Genomic DNA, 16,753 nt, shown 5'->3' with positions numbered 1-16,753 from the left:
GCGCCTCGGCACCCCCTCCCTGTCTCAGGCCACGTCGCTCGTCCGCAGGGCGATGTGGGCCTCCACGTAGTTCATGATGTCCTCCAGGCACTCCTCGACGCTGCGCCGGGAGGTATCGACCACCAGTTCCGGCGACTCCGGAGGCTCGTAGGGCGCCGAGATGCCGGTGAATTCCGGGATCACGCCCGCCCGGGCCTTGCGGTACAGGCCCTTGGGATCACGCTGCTCGCAGACGGACAGGTCCGCCTTGATGTAGATCTCGTGGAACGCCGCTCCCGCCGCCTTGCGCACCCGCTCGCGGTCGGCCCGATAGGGCGAGATGAAGGACGTGATCACGATCAGCCCCGCGTTGGCGAACAGGGAGGCGACCTCCCCGACCCGCCGGATGTTCTCGGCCCGGTCGGCCGGGGCGAATCCCAGGTCGGAGTTCAGGCCATGGCGGACATTGTCGCCGTCCAGCACATAGGTCTGGAAGCCCCGTTGGAACAGCCGCTGCTCCGCCCGCATGGCGAGCGTGGACTTGCCCGCCCCCGACAGCCCCGTGAACCAGATGACCGCCCCGTGGTGGCCGTTCCGCCAGGCGCGCGCCGTCGCGTTCAGCAGGTGGTCGACCTCCTGGATGTTGGTCGACTTGACGGTGAGCAACTGGCGCTGGTCGGGATATCCCCGCATGTTGACGACGCCGGCCGCGACCGTGTCGAACCCGTCCACCAGCACGCAGCGCCCGGTGGCGGGATTGGCCGAATGCTCGTCCAGCGCCAGCATCTCGCGCGAGCGGAGCGTCACCTCGCACACCTCGTTGGTCCTGACTTGGTCGGCGTCGCCGCCGCCCAGCGTCTGGGTATCGACCACCCGGTCGATCGACTGGACGGTCACCGCGGCCCGGTCGGTCCCCAGCTTCAGCGTCAGGGCCTGGCCGGGGAGCAGCGGCTTCCGGCCGATCCAGAACAGGCTGGCGCGGAACACGTTGGTCAGGACCGGCGCATGGTCGGCGTGGCTGGCCACGTCGCCGCGCTCCACGAACAACGGCTCGTCCAGGGTGATGCCGACGGTCCGTCCGGCCCGCACCTCGACCGGCGCCTCTCCCGGCCCCCAGTGCTCGATGGTGGCGATCCTGGCCGTCCGGTTGGCCGGCGAGAACAGGAGCTGGTCGCCGGCCCTCAGCACGCCGGTCTCGACCCGCCCGACCAGGATCCGCCGGTGGTCGAACTTGTAGACGTCCTGGATCGGCAGCCGCAGCGGCCGGTCCACCGGCGCGGCGCTCGGCTCGAACCGGTCCAGCGCCTCCAGCAGGGTCGGCCCCTCGTACCAGGGCATCGCGGCGGCCCGGTCCGCCAGGTTCTCGCCGTGCCGGGCGGAGACAGGGACCACCGCCGACGCCCGCAGCCCCAGGCCGTGGAGGAAATCCTCGACCGATCGGCGGACCTCGTCGAACCGGGCGGCGTCGTGGTCCACCAGGTCCATCTTGTTCACCGCGACCGCGACCTGGCGCAGGCCCAGCAGGTTCAGCAGATAGGCGTGGCGGCGCGACTGCTCGCGCATGCCCTCGGACGCGTCCACCACCAGGACGGCGGCGTCGGCCGACGCGGCGCCGCTGACCATGTTGCGCAGGAACTCCCGGTGGCCGGGCGCGTCGATGATCACGCAGTCGCGCCGCGGCGTGCGCAGCCAGATCTGGGTGATGTCGATGGTCACGGCCTGGTCGCGCTCGGCCTGGAGGGCGTCCAGCACGAACGACCATTCCAGCGGCATGCCGCGCTTCTCGCTGACCGCCTTCAGCTCTTCCAGCTTGCCGTCGGGCAGCGAGCCGGTGTCGTGGAGCAGGCGGCCGATCAGCGTCGACTTGCCGTGGTCCACGTGGCCGACCACCACGAGCCGCAGGTCGGCCGGGCGGAAGCGGGCGGGTTGTGCCTGTTCGGTTGTCTCGGCCATCGTGCCTCACAGATATCCGCTGGTGCGCAGGCGCTCGAAGGCGTCCTCCGCCTCGTGGTCCATGGTCCGCCCGGCGCGCTCGGACGTGCGGGTCTCGCTCAGCTCCGCGATGATCTCGTCGATCGTCGAGGCGGTGCTGTCCACCGGCAGGGTGATGTTCTTCTCGCCCAGGGACCGGTACCGCTTGCCCTCCCGGGCGAAGTAGAGCGGCACGATGGGGATGTCCTCGCGCTTGGAGTATCGCCAGATGTCCAACTCGGTCCAGTGCAGCAAGGGGTGGATCCGCACGTGCGTCCCGTCCGGGAACTCGGTCTTGTACTGGTCCCACAGCTCGGGCGGCTGCTCGCGCACGTCCCAGGCGTTGTCGCTCGACCGGGGGCTGAACACGCGCTCCTTGGCGCGGGTCGCCTGCTCGTCGCGCCGGATGCCGGCGATCAGGCCGCGGAAGCCCAGGCGCTCCGTGACGTTCTTCAGTCCCGCGGTCTTGCGCGCCGCGGACCGGCTGGCCGGGGGAAGGGTCGGGTCCATCTCCTCCTCCGGCGGGCACTGCTCGATCACCAGGTCCAGGTCCCAGTCGCGCGCGATGCGGTCGCGGAACTCGTAGACCTCCGGCAGTTCCATCCCGGTGTCGAGCTGGATCACGGGAAACGGCACGCGGCCGAAGAAGGCCTTGCGGGCAAGCCACAGCAGCGCGTTGCTGTCCTTTCCGATCGACCACAGCATGCCGAGCGGTTCGATGCACGCGAAGGCCTCGCGCAGGATATAGATCGACCGCGCTTCAAGCTGATCCAGATGCGAAGGCATTGTCGAGACAGCTCCTCCTGAAGGGCACCGGTTGCCGGCCGCCGTACCCGGCACGATCGATGCGCGCTTCATGATCACCGCAGCCGGACCGTTCAGCCAGCGCGAAACACCATTAACTCAAATGGTCGAGGATTTCTGCCGGATGGGCGTGCCGGCCCCGACCGGCCAGGGCACCCTCATTCCGAAGAGGTGAAGGTCCGGGCCAATGTTCCCGCAGGCGAGGCCGGGCAGACGGCGCGGACCGGGTCGGGCAGCGCCGCCACGCCGGCCCGCACCTTCGCGGCGCCGGTCCCGTTGCCGGCCAGGACATAGCCCCGGTCCTGACCCTCGTCCGGCTGGAAGAAGCTCTCCTTGGCGACCGTATTGCCGACGATCCGGTTGTCGTGCGACGGGTAGTGCAGCTTGCCCGGCTGATCGTGCGGCCGGGACCGGACCGCCCCGGCCAGGAAATTGTCCTTCAGCACCGACCTGTTGGCCCCGACGAAGGCGACGCTCCGCTCCGGCCGGTCGCCGACGACGTTCCCGGTGACGGTGATGGCCGACGCCTCGAAGCCTTTCCAATAGTCGGGAAACTTCCTGTTGAACCGCGACGTGCCGACGCCGCCCACGTTGATCCCGACGCCCGAGCGCGAGTCGAACTCGTTGCCGGCCAGCGTGATGTCGCGCGATCCCGCCTTCATGGTGATCGAGGTGTAGCGCGCCGACCCGCGGACCGTGTTGAAGGCGAACAGCGACCTCTCCACCGAGACGTTGTCCATCCCCTCCTCGCGCCAGTCGCCGTCGATCAGGTTGCCGACCACCTTGATGTCGGCGGCGCCGTTGAACAGCTTGATCCCGTCGGTCCCGACGCCGGTCACGACGTTGCCGACGATCGCGACGTTGCGGGCCGGTTTCTCCCACGGGCCGGCGATCTTGAAGCCGCCGAGATCCCCGGCGGAGGTGCCGGAGACGACCTTGAAGCCGTAGATCCCCACGTCGGAGATGCCCCAGGCGCCGATCGCGGGCTTGTCCGGCGCCCCGACGATGACGGCGGCACCGACCCCGCCGGCCGACAGCAGGATCACCGGCCGGTCCGGCGTGCCGCTCAGCCCGGTCAGGTCCAGGGACCCCCGGTAGGTTCCGGCCTCGACGCTGATGACGGTCCCCGGCTCCGCCCGGTCGATCGCGGCCTGGATCGACTGGCCGGGCGTCACGGTGACGACCCTGGGCCGTGCGATGCAGGACGGCGCCTTGGCGACCAGCGCCTGCATGGCCGCCGTCTCGGGACCGGTCTGGGCGCCGGCGAAGCCGGCCATGGCGGTTCCCAGCATCGCCAGGACGACGGCCCCTCCGGCGGCAAAGAGACGATCGCGACCTTCCATCCGTCACCTCCCTCCCGGCCTCTCGGGCCCCGCTCTTCCAGGCGCCGATCATAGGCGCAAGCTTCGCCTTCTGGAAAAACTTCTTCATACCTCCTTGGGCGCGTACCGGAACAGGGTGCCTACAAAGGAGGTTGCGGCGAACCGATAGGCTCGTTCAGCGCCTATACGCTTGATAAATTTGTCTTGTAAGCGAAATGCACGACAATAATCGGGCGGGAAGATACGGGGCGCTTCTTCCCTCCGCCTCGAGTAGTCCTGCTTCGGGCGCGACGCTAAGCGCTGTTCTGCTCAGGCAAGGTGGGTGCAAGGCATGAACACGAGCTACAAGATCCTCTATATCGTCGGCATGACCCATAGCGGGTCCACCCTGCTTGACCTGCTGATCGCCAAGAACTCGCTGGCCGTCAGCGTCGGCGAGGTGTGGCAGCTCGCCAACCTCGCCAATACCCGCTACAAGAAGGACGCCAAGACGCTGCTCGGCAACGAGTGTACCTGCGGCGCCGAGACGATCTGGCACTGCTCGTTCTGGCCCCGCATCGATGCCGTCGTCCAGCGGGAGGGGGGAATCAGCCTGCGCGACCTGGACCTGAACAGCGACGATCCCGAGACATTCCGGCTCCATAACAAGCTGATCTTCGATGCCGTCGCCGAGGTCACCGGCGCCCGCATCATCATCGATTCCAGCAAGATCCAGAGCCGGCTGGCCAAGCTGGTCGCCGCCGGGTTCGTCGAGATCCTGCCGCTCCACCTGATGCGCGACCCGCGCGGGCAGGTCTGCTCCATCGTCCATCGGGTCCATCGACTCCAGCATTCGGTGTTCCGCCCGTCGCTCCGCTATTGCCGCGAAACCCTGGCGACGGTGATGTTCCTGCACGGCCGGCCCCACCTGTCGGTCCAGTACGAGAACCTCGCCCTCGACCCGCCGGGCGAGCTGCGGAGGATCATGGAATGGACGGGGCTGGCCTATGAGCCGGCGCAGCTCGCCTGGACCGACCAGGTCACCCACAATATCGACGGCAACGTGATGCGGCGTTCCACCTCGAACGAGATCCGGTCCGACGAGAAATGGCGCGAGCGGCTGACGATCGGCCAGAAGATCGCCATCCGCGCCTTGACGCTTCCCGCGGTCGCCATGGCCCGCCTGTGGGAACGGACCAAGGGGCCGGCGGCCAAGCCCCTGGACATGGCGGTCCCGCCCCGGTCCAAGTCGGCCTGAGCTTCCGCAGCCTGCGAGAATCGTGCCCGAACAGGCCGATCCGATGCGTTGCGCCACGGGCGCAACCTACGATCGTCGGCCCGCATCACCTCCGGCCGGCGTCGATCCGATGCGTTGCGCCACGGGCGCAACCTACGATCGTCAGTCTGCATCACCTCCGCCCTGCGTCGAGCCGTAGGTTGCGCCCATGGCGCAACACGGTGCGCCGAATGGATCGGCAGGCTATGTGAACCGGAGCGTTCCGACCTGATCGGGTACCTCTCTAATCCAGGTCCCAGTCCCACGCCAGATCGTCCTCCACGGGCGCCGCCTCCCGCGAAAGCTTCGGCGACCCGTTCGGCGGCCGGCCCCGGCGCGGAGGATCGACCCGCCGGCCCAGCGCGCGTTCGATCCCGCGCCGGAACGGTTCGCTGCCCGGGACCCAGCCCCGCTGGGTCGCGTCGCGGAGGATATCGGCCTCCTCCTCCGTCGGCCCGGCGCCGAACAGTTTCCGATAGGCGGCCCGCCGCTCCGAGGCATTCCGGCCCAGCGCCGCGTAGGTCGGATGCTCGGCCAGGAGCGGATCGCGGCGGCCCAGGGCGTTGTGGCCGTAGCTCGACCAGGGATAGTCCTCAGGCTGGGAGACGACGCCGGCCCGCACCGGGTTCGCCTCCACATAGCGGTGGCAGGCCAGCACGTAGGTCTCGCTGTCCAGGATGGTCGATTTGTACCGCCCCTCCCACAGCGTCCCGGTCCGCCCGCGGGTCCGGTTGACATGGGCGACATAGCGCCGCCCGACCGACTGCATCAGCCGTGGGATCGACTCCGCCCCGCCGGCCGTGACGACGAGGTGGAAATGGTTGGTCATCAGCACATAGGCATGCAGCGCACACCGCTCGCCCGCCACCGCCTCCCCCAGGTATGTGAGGAACAGCCGGCGGCCCTCGTCGCCGAAGAACACGTCCTGCCGGTTGTTTCCCCGCTGGAGGATGTGGTGAGTGTGCCCGGGCAGGATAAGGCGCGTGGGGCGGGCCATGGCGGCGGTCTCCGGTTGGGGAGCCAGCGGTACCATGGGGCGGGGGCCGTGGTCAAGAAATTGCTCTGACCCCATTTTTTGAGCCGTTCCGTCCAGGCGTAACGCGTTACATAATGGTATGTTTGCTTCGGAAGGGAGTTTCGGCCATGCAACCTGCGGAACGGATGAGAGCGATGCGGGAGCGTCGCAAAAGCCAAGGCTTCCGCGAGGTGCGCTTGACCCTCCCGGATGTCCGCTCCCAAGCGGTCAGGGTCCGGATCGCTGCGGAAGTGGCGGCACTCGACCCTGCCGCGGAAGCGGAGGCGCTTGACTGGATCGAGGCAGTCTCCGAATTCGACGGCGGCGATGAAGCGCGGTGACGTCGTCATCGTCGCCGCTTCCGGCGACTACGGCAAGCCCCGTCCGGCCGTAATCATCCAGACCGACGCTCTCCCCTCGGCGCACCGTTCCGTCATGGTGTGCCAGATGACCTCCGAACTGGCCGACGCGCCGGATTTCCGGGTGACGGTCGAACCCGACGGCGGCAACGGCCTGCGCTCGAGATCCCAGGTCATGGCGGACAAGCCGGTTACGATCCGCCGCGAACGGGTCGGGCAGCGCATCGGCCGACTCACCCCTGCTGATATCGCCAGCCTGAACGTCGCGCTGGCCTTCGTCATGGGATTGGCCGACTGAACCTCGAATTGGGTGTTGAACGGGGTCCAACGAAATTCCACCCGCCTGTTCCTGGCGGGTGTTGATCGGCCCGCGGCCAAGACCGGCCTACGTGGAATGTATGTGCGGTTTCGGACCGGAATCCTCCCCAACCCCATCTGACCACTGATACGACGCGTGGAGTCGATCCATGGCAGAGAATGCCAATAGCATACCCTGCGCGGTTTCGCGCCGGCTCTTGTTTTCCGTCGCCGCCGCCCTTCGGGTCGCGGCCACGGTTCCGCTCGCCGCCGCCGCCGAGTCTCCGGACCCGCTCGCGGCGCTTCTGCTCGATTACCGTGAGGTCGGGTTGGGACTCCGCAAGGTCAATGCCGAGCTTGATGCCGCTCCGGCGCGCCTTCCGGAATGGTCCCCTGCCGAGATACATGCTTTCGGGCTGCCGGACACCATGACGCCACGCCCTTCCCTGGCCGATCTTCAGGAGTTCAGCCGCCTGTGCCGCCTCTCGGCGTCAGGGGATGAGCAGCAGGCGCTTGCCGAACGGCATGATGCCCGCGTCGAAGCCTGGACCCCGAAGCGCCAGAACCGGAAGGCTTGGTTCCGGCGCTCCGGCGCTGCGGAGTTGCGCCGCAAGCGCCACGCGCTGATGGATCGGAAGAACGCGGTCGGGGGCGCGCTGATGGCGCTCGTCCTCGCGCCCGATTTCGACCGGACGCTCCGGCGGAACGGGTTCGACGCCTGATACGGGCGCGGAGTTACGGGCCGGGAACTTCCCCCCACGGCCCGTAACTCCGTAACCCACAACCCTGAAATGGCGACTGAAGGCAGATCCGTATCGGCCGAATGATGATTGTATCTGGAGGTTCGGCACGCTCTTGCCGACCTACGGTGAAAATCGAACATCAAGAATATTGTTCAGGTCTCGCGCTCCATGCACGATACGTTCGATCACCAATTTCCCGTCGCGTTCCGCGTACAGGATGAGATAACTGCCGTGAGCAACGGTACGAATGCCCGCCCCAAACTCTTCCCGTAGAGTGAAGGCGCGGGGTTGGCAGGCTATGCGCCTGCAACGCGCTGCAAGCTCCCGGATGAAGGCAGCGGCGCGTTTCGGATTGTCTCTCCCTATGTAGTCTGCGATCGCTTCCAGGTCTGCTTCCGCCGCTCCGGCAAACTCAACCGGAAGAGTCACTCGTCATCCCGCTTTTCAGCCGACGCACCCATCGCCTCATATTTGGCTTCCAAGCGGCCGAGTACTTCACTGGCAGGCTTGGTGCGGCCATCCCTGCGGCTTTCTTCAATTGATCGGTGGATTTCCTCGACTCTGATCCGATGCAGATTCTCCCAGTCTTCCAACAGTCGCAGCCCCTCGCGCACAACTTCGGATCCGTTGTTGTAACGACCGTTTCGCACCTGTTCTTCTATGAAGTTCTCGAAATGATCGCCAAGGGCGAAGCTGCGAGGCATAGCGTCTCTCCCACCAACTCAGATAACAGTTATCATCAATCATACCTTCCAACAACGGAACCGTGAACGATGAAACGCCGGAACCAGGAGAGCTGGTTCCGGCGTCCCGGGCATGCGCAAAAAGTCCGGAAGCGCGTCGCCCCTGCCCTAATCCGCCGCGTCCATCTGCATGGACTCCGCCAGGCTGTCGGCCTGAAGGCGCCACATGCGGTCGAAGATGCCGCCGCGGCGGCGCAGCTCCGCCGGGGAGCCGTCCTCGACCACGACGCCGTTGGACAGCACCAGGATGCGGTCGAAGGTGGAGACGGTGGACAGGCGGTGCGCCACCGCCAGCACGGTCCGGCCGCGGACCAGGTCGGCCAGCGCCAGCTGGATCTCCTGCTCCGACTCCGTGTCGAGGGCGGAGGTCGCCTCGTCCAGGATCAGGATCGGCGCGTTCTTCAGGAAGGCGCGGGCGATGCCCAGGCGCTGGCGCTGGCCGCCGGACAGGCGGACGCCGCGCTCGCCGACCATCGTGTGGTAGCCTTCCGGCAGCGCGCTGATGAAGTCGTGGCAATAGGCGTGGCGGGCCGCGGCCATCACCTCCTCGTCGGTGGCGTCCGGCTTGCCGTAGCGGATATTCTCCAGGATCGTGCGGTGGAACAGCGCGATCTCCTGCGGCACCACCGCGATCCGGGATCGCAGGCTGTCCTGGCCCACTTCCGTGATCCGCTGCCCGTCGATCAGGATGGAGCCGCCCTGGGCGTCGTCCAGCCGCTGGATCAGCCCGATCAGCGTCGATTTGCCCGAGCCGGACGGCCCGACCAGCCCGACCTTCTGCCCGGCCGGGATGTCCAGGTCGAAGCGGTCGAAGACCTGCCGCCCGTCGGGATAGCTGAACGAGACGTCGTCGAACCGGATCGCCCCGCCCTGGGCCAGCAGCGGGCGCTCGTCGCCCGGGTCCTCGATGCCGTGGGGCTGGGCGATCACGTTCAGGCTGTCCGAGATCGTGCCGATGAACTGCGAGGTGCTGACCAGCGCCAGCGCCAGGTCGCGCGACCCGTGCAGGATGCGGAAGGTCAGGGCGCTGATGATGACCACGTCGCCCGGGGTGATCGATCCCGCGCGCCACAGGGTGATCGCCCACAGCAGCATGGAGCCCGCCATGACCCACAGGCAGGCGTCGTGCAGCAGGCGCGCCTTCTCCAGGTACATCCAGCTCCGGCGCTCGGAGGCCGCCTCGGCCCCCAGCTCGCCGGCCAGCCGGTCCCTCTCCCGCTGGCGGGCGGAGAAGGCCTTGACCGTCCAGACGTTGGAGACGACGTCGACCAGCTCGCCTCCGGCGCGGGACGATTGCCTCGCGAAGTCGTGGTGGATGTCCTTGCCCCGGACGCCGAACAGGATGATCGCCGCCGCGACGATCGCGACGAAGACGGCCAGCGCGGCGCCCATGCGCCAGTCGATCGTGGTCAGCACGATGACCGCGCCGATGATCTCGGTGGAGGGCGGGACGATGCTCCAGGTCAGGCCGCGCAGGATCATGCCGGCGGCATTCGCCGTCGCGGTGATCCTGCCGCCCAGCGACCCGGCCATGTGCTGGCTGAAATACCGCATGGGATGGCCGGTCAGGTGCTGGAACAGGTCCAGCCGCATGTCCACTCCGGTGGACACGATCGTGCGGGCGCCCAGCCAGCCGCCGCTGCGCCACAGCACGTTCTCGACCGCGATCAGTCCCAGGAACAGGGCCAGCGGGGTCCAGACGTCGGCGGTCGCCCGGTCGGGCGAGGCCATGGCGTCGACCAGCAGCTTCATGCCGTACTGGACCATCACGGCGCAGGCCGCCCCGGCCACGATCACGCTGAACAGCCCGCCGAACTGCCAGGGGCGGGCCTTGATGTATCTCATCAGAAAGCCCAGGGGCCGCCTGGGCAGCGGACCGCTGGTTCTAGATCCGGAAGCCATCTTGTCCAATCCTCTGAAGGGGTGCCGGAGGCTTCGGCACCCCTTCGGCTTTCACATGCCGTCCCGGTGCTGGAGCCGTGCCCCGGAGCAACCGATCAGCTGCGTTGCGCCATGGGCGCAACCTACGATCGTCGTCCCGCATCACTTCCGCCCTGCATCGAGCCGCAGGTTGCGCCCATGGCGCAACACAGCGGTTCAACCCGATCGGATACCGCCCTAGGCCGCATCGGTCTCCAGCTCGGGCGCCGCCCCCAGCCTGCCGAAGCGGGCCACCTGGTGCGCCAGCTCGTCGGCCAGCGGATGGTGGACCTCACGGCGCCCCTCGGCGTCGGGGAAGCCCAGAAGGCCGGTGGCGCAATGACGCTCGTCGGCCCAGCCGGGATAATCCACGACCGGATAGAGGCAGATGCCTTCGACCGGGGTGCCGGCCTCCAGCGCCGCCGCCACCTCGTCGCAGACATAGCGGAACCAGCCGGCGCGCGGATCGCCCTCGGCGCCGGTCTCGGCGACCAGCACCGGCTTGCCGTAACGCTTATGGGTCTCCGCCAGCAGCTCGCGGAACGGCCGGTAGTGCGGGTCGGTCCGCTCGATCATGCCGCCGCCGTGGAACCACTGGTTGTCGGAATAATAGTTCACCCCGATGGTGTCCAGGTAGTCGGGCTTGCCGCCCAGGCCGGGCCAGATGCGGCCGGTCAGCATGTCCCAGGCCTGGTACTGGGCCTGGCGGTAGCCCTCGGCGCCGGCGCGGTCGCCCGGCTTTCCCGACTTGGCGACCACGTTGATCACCGGGTCGATCTGGACGAACCGGGCGCGCGGCTCGACCTCGCGGATCGCCTCGATCGCCGCGATGGAGGCGCGGACGAGCTGGACCTTCAGCTCCATGCCGCGCCCGCGGGCCATCGGGTTGAACGCGGCGTTGTCGCCGCCGGCCCAGGCCCAGTAGGAGATCTCGTTGATCGGGGCGTAGAACGGCACCTCGCCCGTCTCGTCCTTGACCACCTGGGCGACCGCCGCGGCGAAGGCGGCGAAGCGGTCGACGAAGTTCGGCTGCCAGATATCGATGTCGTCGGGCCAGCCGTAGTGGCACAGGTCCCAGATGACCTGCACGCCGGCCGCGCGGGCGGCGTGCAGCATCGGCAGGAAGCTGGACCAGTCGAACCGGCCGGGGCTGGTCTCGATCAGGTGCCAGCGCACCCCGTCGCGGACCGTCCGCATGCCGTGGCCGGTCATGGCGGCATAGTCCTCGGGGAAGAAGCGGCCATGGCCGGTCGCCTCGATCAGGTCGAGGCGGCGGCCGTCATGGCGGCGGTGGGTCGAGCACTCGAACCCACCCAGGAAGAAGCTGTCGAACAGGCTGGGTCTATGCATTCATGTCTCTCCGGATGGTCGGGCGGCGCGGAGGGTGCCGTCAGTCGCCGGCACCGTGGACCACTTCCGCCCGCAGGGCGCCGTTGACATGCGCCATCTCGCGGGCCGCACGGGACAGCGCGGCGTCGTGCTGCACCTCGCGCTGCTCGGACTCGGCGATCCGGTTGAACATGGCGAGCGCCTGCCCGACCACCTGGTCCATGTTGTAGTACTTGTAGGTGCCCAGGCGGCCGATGAAGGTCACGTTGGGCGTGGCGTCGGCCAGCGCCTGGTACTTGCGGTACAGCTCGGCGTTCTCCGGGCGCGGCACCGGATAGTACGGGTCGCCCTCGGCGGCCGGATACTCGTAGGTCAGGCTGGTCCGCGGATTGACCTGGCCGGTCAGGTGCTTGTACTCGGTGATCCGGGTATAGGGCACGTTTTCCGACGGATAATTGACGACCGCGACCGGCTGGAAGTTCTCCTGGTCCACCGTCTCGTGGCGGAACTGGAGCGACCGGTAGGGCAGCTTGCCGAAGCGGAAGTCGAAATACTCGTCGATCGGGCCGGAATAGATCAGCCTGTCGTACTGGACCTCGTGCCGGACTTCCTCGAAGTCGGTGTTCAGCATGACCTTGATGTTCGGATGGTCGAGCATGTTCTCGAACATCCGGGTATAGCCGTGCAGCGGCATCTGCTGGAAGCTGTCGCCGAAATACCGGTCGTCGGTATTGGTCCGGGTCGGCACGCGCGAGGTGACGGACTTGTCCAGCTCGGACGGGTCCAGGCCCCACTGCTTGCGGGTATAGCCGCGGAAGAACTTCTCGTACAGCTCCCGGCCGACCTTGTTGATCACCACGTCCTCGGACGTGCGGATCTCGGCCACCGGCTCGGCCTTGGACGCCAGGAACGCCTCGGCATCCTCCGGGGTCAGCTTGAGATTGTAGAGCTTCTCCAGCGTGGTCAGGTTGATCGGAATCGGCACCAGCTGGTTGTCGACGTCCGCCAGCACCTTGTGCTCGTAGGGGCGCCACTTGGTGAAGCGCGACAGGTAGGATGCCACCTGCTGCGAGTTGGTGTGGAAGATGTGCGGCCCGTAACGGTGGATCAGGATGCCGGCGTCGTTGTAGTGGTCGTAGGCGTTGCCCGCGATGTGCGGGCGCCGGTCGATCAGCAGGACCCGCTTGTCCAGGCCGGCGGCGAGGCGTTCCGCAAGCACGCTGCCCGCGAAGCCGGCGCCGACGATCAGGTAGTCGAAACCGCTGCGCTGATGGGCGAACCTGTTCCGCTTCGCCATGCCGAGCGAACCTCCGTTGCCGGCGTTCCGCGCGGAGATGGAATTGGACGAATCAGGCGCACCGGCACCTGTGGGCGTCAGAGCGCGCATTCGATCTTCTCCTTCATTTCATTCCAGGTCTTGTCCCACGACATGTCCCGCAGCACCGCGTCGGCGGTCGCGAGCAGGCGGTCGCGGTCCTTGGCATCTTCGAGGGCGGCGTCGATCGCCGCGATGAACTCTTCCGGGGTCCGGGCGATCCGGACCACGCCGGTGTCGCCATAGGTGCGGACCACGTCCTTGATCGGCGTGGACACCGCGGGGCAGCCGCCGGCCAGATATTCCGGCGTCTTCGTCGGGCTGATGAACCGGGTGGATTCGTTCAGCGCGAACGGCAGCAGGGCGACGTCCCAGCCGCTCAGGTAGTGCGGCAGCTCGTCATAGACCTTGGGGCCGAGATAGTGGATGTTGGGGCGCCTCGGCAGCGTCTCCGGATCGATCTTCACGACCGGGCCGACCAGCACGAAATGCAGGTCCGGCCGCATCTCCGCCATGCGGTCGATCAGGTCGATGTCGAAACGCTCGTCGATCACACCATAGAAGCCCAGGCGCGGATGCGGGATCGCGGCCTGGTCCTCCGGGTCGGGCTGCTCCGCCCGGGCCTGGGCGAAGTGCCCCACGTCGACGCTGCTGGGAAACGGATGGGCGTTGGCGTGCAGCGACCGCTTGGCTTCCCACAGGCTGTAGCCGCCGGTGAAGACCAGGTCGGCCTTGGACATCAAGGTACGCTCGCGCTCGATCAGCTGCGGCGGCGCACCCTTGAAGGCGGACAGCTCGTCCATGCAGTCATAGACAGTCACGCCGCCCCGCAGGTGGTCGGTGAAGTCCAGGCTCATGGGGGTGTAGTACCAGAGCACCGGATCGACGATCCCTTCCGCCTGGAAGAACCCGTCGAGCAGGGTCCGCAGCGTGTCGGCGGTCTGCTCGGGGGTGCGGCGGCCCGGAAGGCGGGGAACCACGACGCGGACGCCGCCCTCCTCCGCGCGGACATCAAGCCAGGCGGTCTGGCTCTCGGTATCCACCGGCTCCTCGACGAAGAACACCCGATAGTCCCGGGCAAATCGGGACATCAAGTGTTGAGGACGCTGGTAGACGAAATTCCACCGCAGGTGCGAAAAACAGACCAGAGACGGCAGATCCTCCTGGACCTGGGGCGTCATGGAGGGAGAAAAGGCCGGCGTGTCTTTGTATTTGGTCTTTCCGATCTCAATCTGGACGGGACCTGCCCAACTCATAATGTCTCCTATCGTCTGTTTCGATATGGCCGGGCGACGGTTCAATCAGCATAAACTCTCTCCTGCCCGAAGCTGGCCGCCTGCAAGCGACGCTACTAACGAGCAGAATGGATTTTCTGTTCCAGGATTTGAATAGCTGTCGAAAAAATGTCTCCGCGTCTCAATGAAACCGGCACTGTTCACGAATCAGCTTTTTATTCCGTAATAAATTCACGCCATCAGGTACATTGCGGATGGCTGGCAATTTGGCATAAACATGACAGCAGGGCGGTGGTTATGGCAAACACGTCAAAATGGAACATGTCCCTGACACAATCACTTGAGCCCGCCTTAAGGGTTATCAGGAATTTGCCCGTATTAACACCGTTGTTCAAGTCGCCGGGCGCCCGTGAATGCTAACTGTAGCCGGCCGAGTCTATTGATCGTGGAAATGGTTTCGAAAGAGCTGGAGTGATGCATACAACCCCCACCAGTCCGGACAGGTTCCGGTATATGCCAGACGAAGCGTCGGGTGGATCGCCCCAGGCGCCGCCCCTCTGGCACGAATTCGCCTGGATGCTGGCTTTCGTGGCAGGGGCCATGGTGCTGCGCTCTCCGGGGCTGCTCTATTCCGTCCTGAACTACGACGAGAGCATGTACCTCCTGATGGGTTCGGAGCTGGCCAGGGGCCACCTGCCCTACACGACGGTCTGCGACCTCAAGCCGTTCGGCCTGTTCGCGCTGGCGACTCCGTTCACCATGACGCCCTACGACCCGGTGATCCTCAGCCGCATCGGCGCCAGCGTGACGGTCGGGCTGACCGCCTGGATGCTGAGCCGGATCGCGGCGCTGCTGTTCGACGACGCCAACCGGGCGATCGGCGTCGCCGCCGGTGTCGGCTACATCGTCTTCAGCCTCGCCACGGGGGGGATGGCCTTCCAAGGCGAACTGTTCCACAACGCCTGCGCCGTGCTCGCGCTGCTCCTGGTGCTCCGGTCCGCCCGGCGCCGCATGCCACCAGATCTGGCGACCATGGCGGCCGCCGGGCTGATCCTGGGCGTCGGGATCCAGATCAAGCAGTCGGTGCTGTTCGACATGCTGGCCTTCCTGGCCGGCTACTTCATCCTGACGGTGCCGCACTGGCGCGACCTGGGCGCCCATGTCCGGGCGAGCCTTCGGCCCCTGGCGCTGCTGGGCGCTATGAGCCTGGTCCCGACGGTCCTGGTGGTGCTCCTCTACGTCGTCCTGGGCCACTGGGACGCCTGGTTCGCCGGCAACATCCAGGCGCACCGCGTCTTCTACGGCGGCGAACGCGGCATCGAGTGGGATGCCATGCTGCGCGCCATCGCGGAGCAGACGCCGCTGTGGGTCGCCGCGCTCCTGGGCTGCGTCCTGGTCCGGTGGCTGGCGGGCGCCGGCGTCGAGCGGCGGTCGGTCGCCTTCCTGGCGGTCTGGTGGGCGGCGGTGATGCTGTGCCAGATGTTCCTCCGCATCGGCTCGGACCATTACCTGATCCAGTTCCTGCCGCCGCTGAGCCTGCTGGCCGGGCTGGCGATCGGCCGCGGGCTGCTGGCCTCGGTGCGGGGGCGGCGCGCCAAGGGCGCGGCCCTGGCTGTCCTGGCCGGACTGACCGTGTTCGCGGTCGCCAAGGAGCCGCTGATGCACAGCATCTACATCGTCCGCGACCGGCTGGCGGGCGATCGCTGGGCAGGCGACACCCCACGCCGCGTCGCGGCCGACGTGAAGCCGATGCTGCGGGACGGCGACTCGCTCTATGTGGTGGGTTTCCAGCCGGCCATATATTTCCTGACCGGCGCCGAGATCCCGACCCGGTTCGCCTTCACCGGCATGCCGAACTTCCATGCGCCGGGCCGGGACGGCTGCCCCTGGGTGGAGCCCGCGGTCGAGATGCGCCGCATCCTGGACAGCCGCCCCCGCTTCATCGTCGTCGAGGACGGGGTCTTCTACAGGGAGCTGGGCGGCGACGTGCGGGAGATGCTGGATGCGGGATTGGCGGCCGGGTACCGCAAGGTGAAGTCCTACGACCAGCACTTCGTCCATCACCTCTACCCGTTCGAACGGTTCGTGATGAACGGAGGCGCCCCCGTGGACCTCTACGAGGCGCTCGATCCGGAGGAGCAGCCCCAGAGCGGGACCGGCGGGATCGGGGAGGCCGGCTGACCTGCGCGGAGCCGGCCGCGCCCGTTTACAGGCAGAGGCTCTCCCTTTTCGTCATGACCGGACTTGATCCAGGTTTTTGCTCGTCAACCACGGCGCGCATTTCCGGCGGCGTTTTCCTCTTTCTTGTCGTCATGACCGGGCTTGACCCGGTCATCTCTTGCAGGCTCCATCAGGGCCGCCATGCGGAGATACCCGGATCAAGTCCACGGCTGTCCGGCACGTTTATTGCTTACTGCTCACAAGCCTGAACTCAAGGCAGAACTACCCCTTTTTCGTCATGGCCGG

Annotated in this window: 16 protein-coding genes; 6 read left to right on the top strand and 10 right to left on the bottom strand. The window is 67.1% G+C overall.

Going from position 1 to position 16,753, the window contains the following annotated elements:
* Positions 1–24: 24 nt before the first annotated feature.
* Together cysC and cysD are read right to left on the bottom strand one after the other, a co-directional pair.
* On the bottom strand, positions 25–1,932 hold the full coding sequence (cysC, locus tag IGS68_RS32495) for an adenylyl-sulfate kinase (RefSeq protein WP_201083516.1): 1,908 nt from the start codon (positions 1,930–1,932) through the stop codon (positions 25–27).
* Between the two features lie 6 nt (positions 1,933–1,938).
* Positions 1,939–2,736, bottom strand: coding sequence for a sulfate adenylyltransferase subunit CysD (gene cysD / locus IGS68_RS32490; RefSeq protein WP_201083514.1), 798 nt, complete (start codon positions 2,734–2,736; stop codon positions 1,939–1,941).
* A gap of 31 nt (positions 2,737–2,767) precedes the next feature.
* On the opposite strand from cysD, the gene IGS68_RS32485 reads away from it, so the two are divergent.
* Entirely contained in the window at positions 2,768–2,929 is a 162-nt protein-coding gene (locus IGS68_RS32485; protein ID WP_201083512.1) for a hypothetical protein, read from the top strand.
* Here the strand turns inward: IGS68_RS32485 and IGS68_RS32480 are convergent.
* Positions 2,913–4,097 carry a right-handed parallel beta-helix repeat-containing protein gene (locus IGS68_RS32480; RefSeq protein ID WP_201083510.1) on the bottom strand — a complete coding sequence of 395 codons (1,185 nt, stop codon included), beginning with the start codon at positions 4,095–4,097 and terminating at the stop codon, positions 2,913–2,915. The two genes, IGS68_RS32485 and IGS68_RS32480, sit on opposite strands and share 17 nt — an antisense overlap.
* A 310-nt stretch (positions 4,098–4,407) precedes the next feature.
* Between IGS68_RS32480 and IGS68_RS32475 the strand changes: the two genes are divergently transcribed.
* Positions 4,408–5,313, top strand: a complete 906-nt coding sequence (locus tag IGS68_RS32475; protein ID WP_201083508.1) for a sulfotransferase — start codon at positions 4,408–4,410, stop codon at positions 5,311–5,313.
* A gap of 262 nt (positions 5,314–5,575) precedes the next feature.
* Here the strand turns inward: IGS68_RS32475 and IGS68_RS32470 are convergent, their stop codons facing one another.
* Positions 5,576–6,328: a transposase gene (locus IGS68_RS32470; RefSeq protein WP_201083505.1), complete on the bottom strand. Its 753-nt coding sequence runs from the start codon at positions 6,326–6,328 to the stop codon at positions 5,576–5,578.
* A gap of 146 nt (positions 6,329–6,474) precedes the next feature.
* On the opposite strand from IGS68_RS32470, the gene IGS68_RS32465 reads away from it, so the two are divergent.
* The 3 genes from IGS68_RS32465 to IGS68_RS32455 all read left to right on the top strand — a co-directional run bounded on the left by IGS68_RS32465 (position 6,475) and on the right by IGS68_RS32455 (position 7,724).
* The gene (locus tag IGS68_RS32465) at positions 6,475–6,687 is read left to right on the top strand and encodes an antitoxin MazE-like protein (protein ID WP_202682950.1); all 213 of its coding nucleotides are present in this window, start codon (positions 6,475–6,477) and stop codon (positions 6,685–6,687) included.
* Entirely contained in the window at positions 6,674–7,003 is a 330-nt protein-coding gene (locus IGS68_RS32460) for a type II toxin-antitoxin system PemK/MazF family toxin (RefSeq protein WP_201083504.1), read from the top strand. The genes IGS68_RS32465 and IGS68_RS32460 overlap by 14 nt, the downstream gene beginning before the upstream one ends.
* Before the next feature lie 169 nt (positions 7,004–7,172).
* On the top strand, positions 7,173–7,724 hold the full coding sequence (locus IGS68_RS32455; protein ID WP_201083502.1) for a hypothetical protein: 552 nt from the start codon (positions 7,173–7,175) through the stop codon (positions 7,722–7,724).
* Positions 7,725–7,865: 141 nt separating this feature from the next.
* Here IGS68_RS32455 and IGS68_RS32450 read toward each other — a convergent pair whose 3' ends face one another.
* The 6 genes from IGS68_RS32450 to IGS68_RS32425 all read right to left on the bottom strand — a co-directional run bounded on the left by IGS68_RS32450 (position 7,866) and on the right by IGS68_RS32425 (position 14,308).
* On the bottom strand, positions 7,866–8,174 hold the full coding sequence (locus IGS68_RS32450; RefSeq protein ID WP_201083500.1) for a type II toxin-antitoxin system RelE/ParE family toxin: 309 nt from the start codon (positions 8,172–8,174) through the stop codon (positions 7,866–7,868).
* On the bottom strand, positions 8,171–8,449 hold the full coding sequence (locus IGS68_RS32445; RefSeq protein ID WP_201083499.1) for a type II toxin-antitoxin system ParD family antitoxin: 279 nt from the start codon (positions 8,447–8,449) through the stop codon (positions 8,171–8,173). Before IGS68_RS32445 ends, IGS68_RS32450 begins: the two co-directional genes overlap by 4 nt.
* Before the next feature lie 147 nt (positions 8,450–8,596).
* Positions 8,597–10,390 (bottom strand): ABC transporter ATP-binding protein, encoded by a 1,794-nt coding sequence (locus IGS68_RS32440; protein WP_201083498.1) that lies wholly within the window; start codon positions 10,388–10,390, stop codon positions 8,597–8,599.
* 216 nt (positions 10,391–10,606) lie between these two features.
* A complete protein-coding gene (locus IGS68_RS32435; protein ID WP_201083497.1) occupies positions 10,607–11,758 on the bottom strand; it encodes a glycoside hydrolase family 1 protein in 1,152 nt (383 codons plus the stop codon).
* 40 nt (positions 11,759–11,798) lie between these two features.
* Positions 11,799–13,034, bottom strand: coding sequence for a UDP-galactopyranose mutase (glf, locus tag IGS68_RS32430; RefSeq protein ID WP_201083495.1), 1,236 nt, complete (start codon positions 13,032–13,034; stop codon positions 11,799–11,801).
* Between the two features lie 77 nt (positions 13,035–13,111).
* Positions 13,112–14,308: a glycosyltransferase family 1 protein gene (locus IGS68_RS32425; RefSeq protein WP_201083493.1), complete on the bottom strand. Its 1,197-nt coding sequence runs from the start codon at positions 14,306–14,308 to the stop codon at positions 13,112–13,114.
* Between the two features lie 492 nt (positions 14,309–14,800).
* Here IGS68_RS32425 and IGS68_RS32420 point away from each other — a divergent pair, with 492 nt between their 5' ends.
* Positions 14,801–16,468 carry a hypothetical protein gene (locus tag IGS68_RS32420; RefSeq protein ID WP_201083491.1) on the top strand — a complete coding sequence of 556 codons (1,668 nt, stop codon included), beginning with the start codon at positions 14,801–14,803 and terminating at the stop codon, positions 16,466–16,468.
* The last annotated feature ends 285 nt before the right edge of the window (positions 16,469–16,753 follow it).

Origin of the sequence: Skermanella sp. TT6 (assembly GCF_016653635.2) — a bacterium.
In the GTDB taxonomy this organism is placed as follows: Bacteria; Pseudomonadota; Alphaproteobacteria; order Azospirillales; family Azospirillaceae; genus Skermanella; species Skermanella cutis.
The sequence above is the reverse complement of the archived record's forward strand: the minus strand, read 5'-3'. Positions and strand labels throughout refer to the sequence as shown.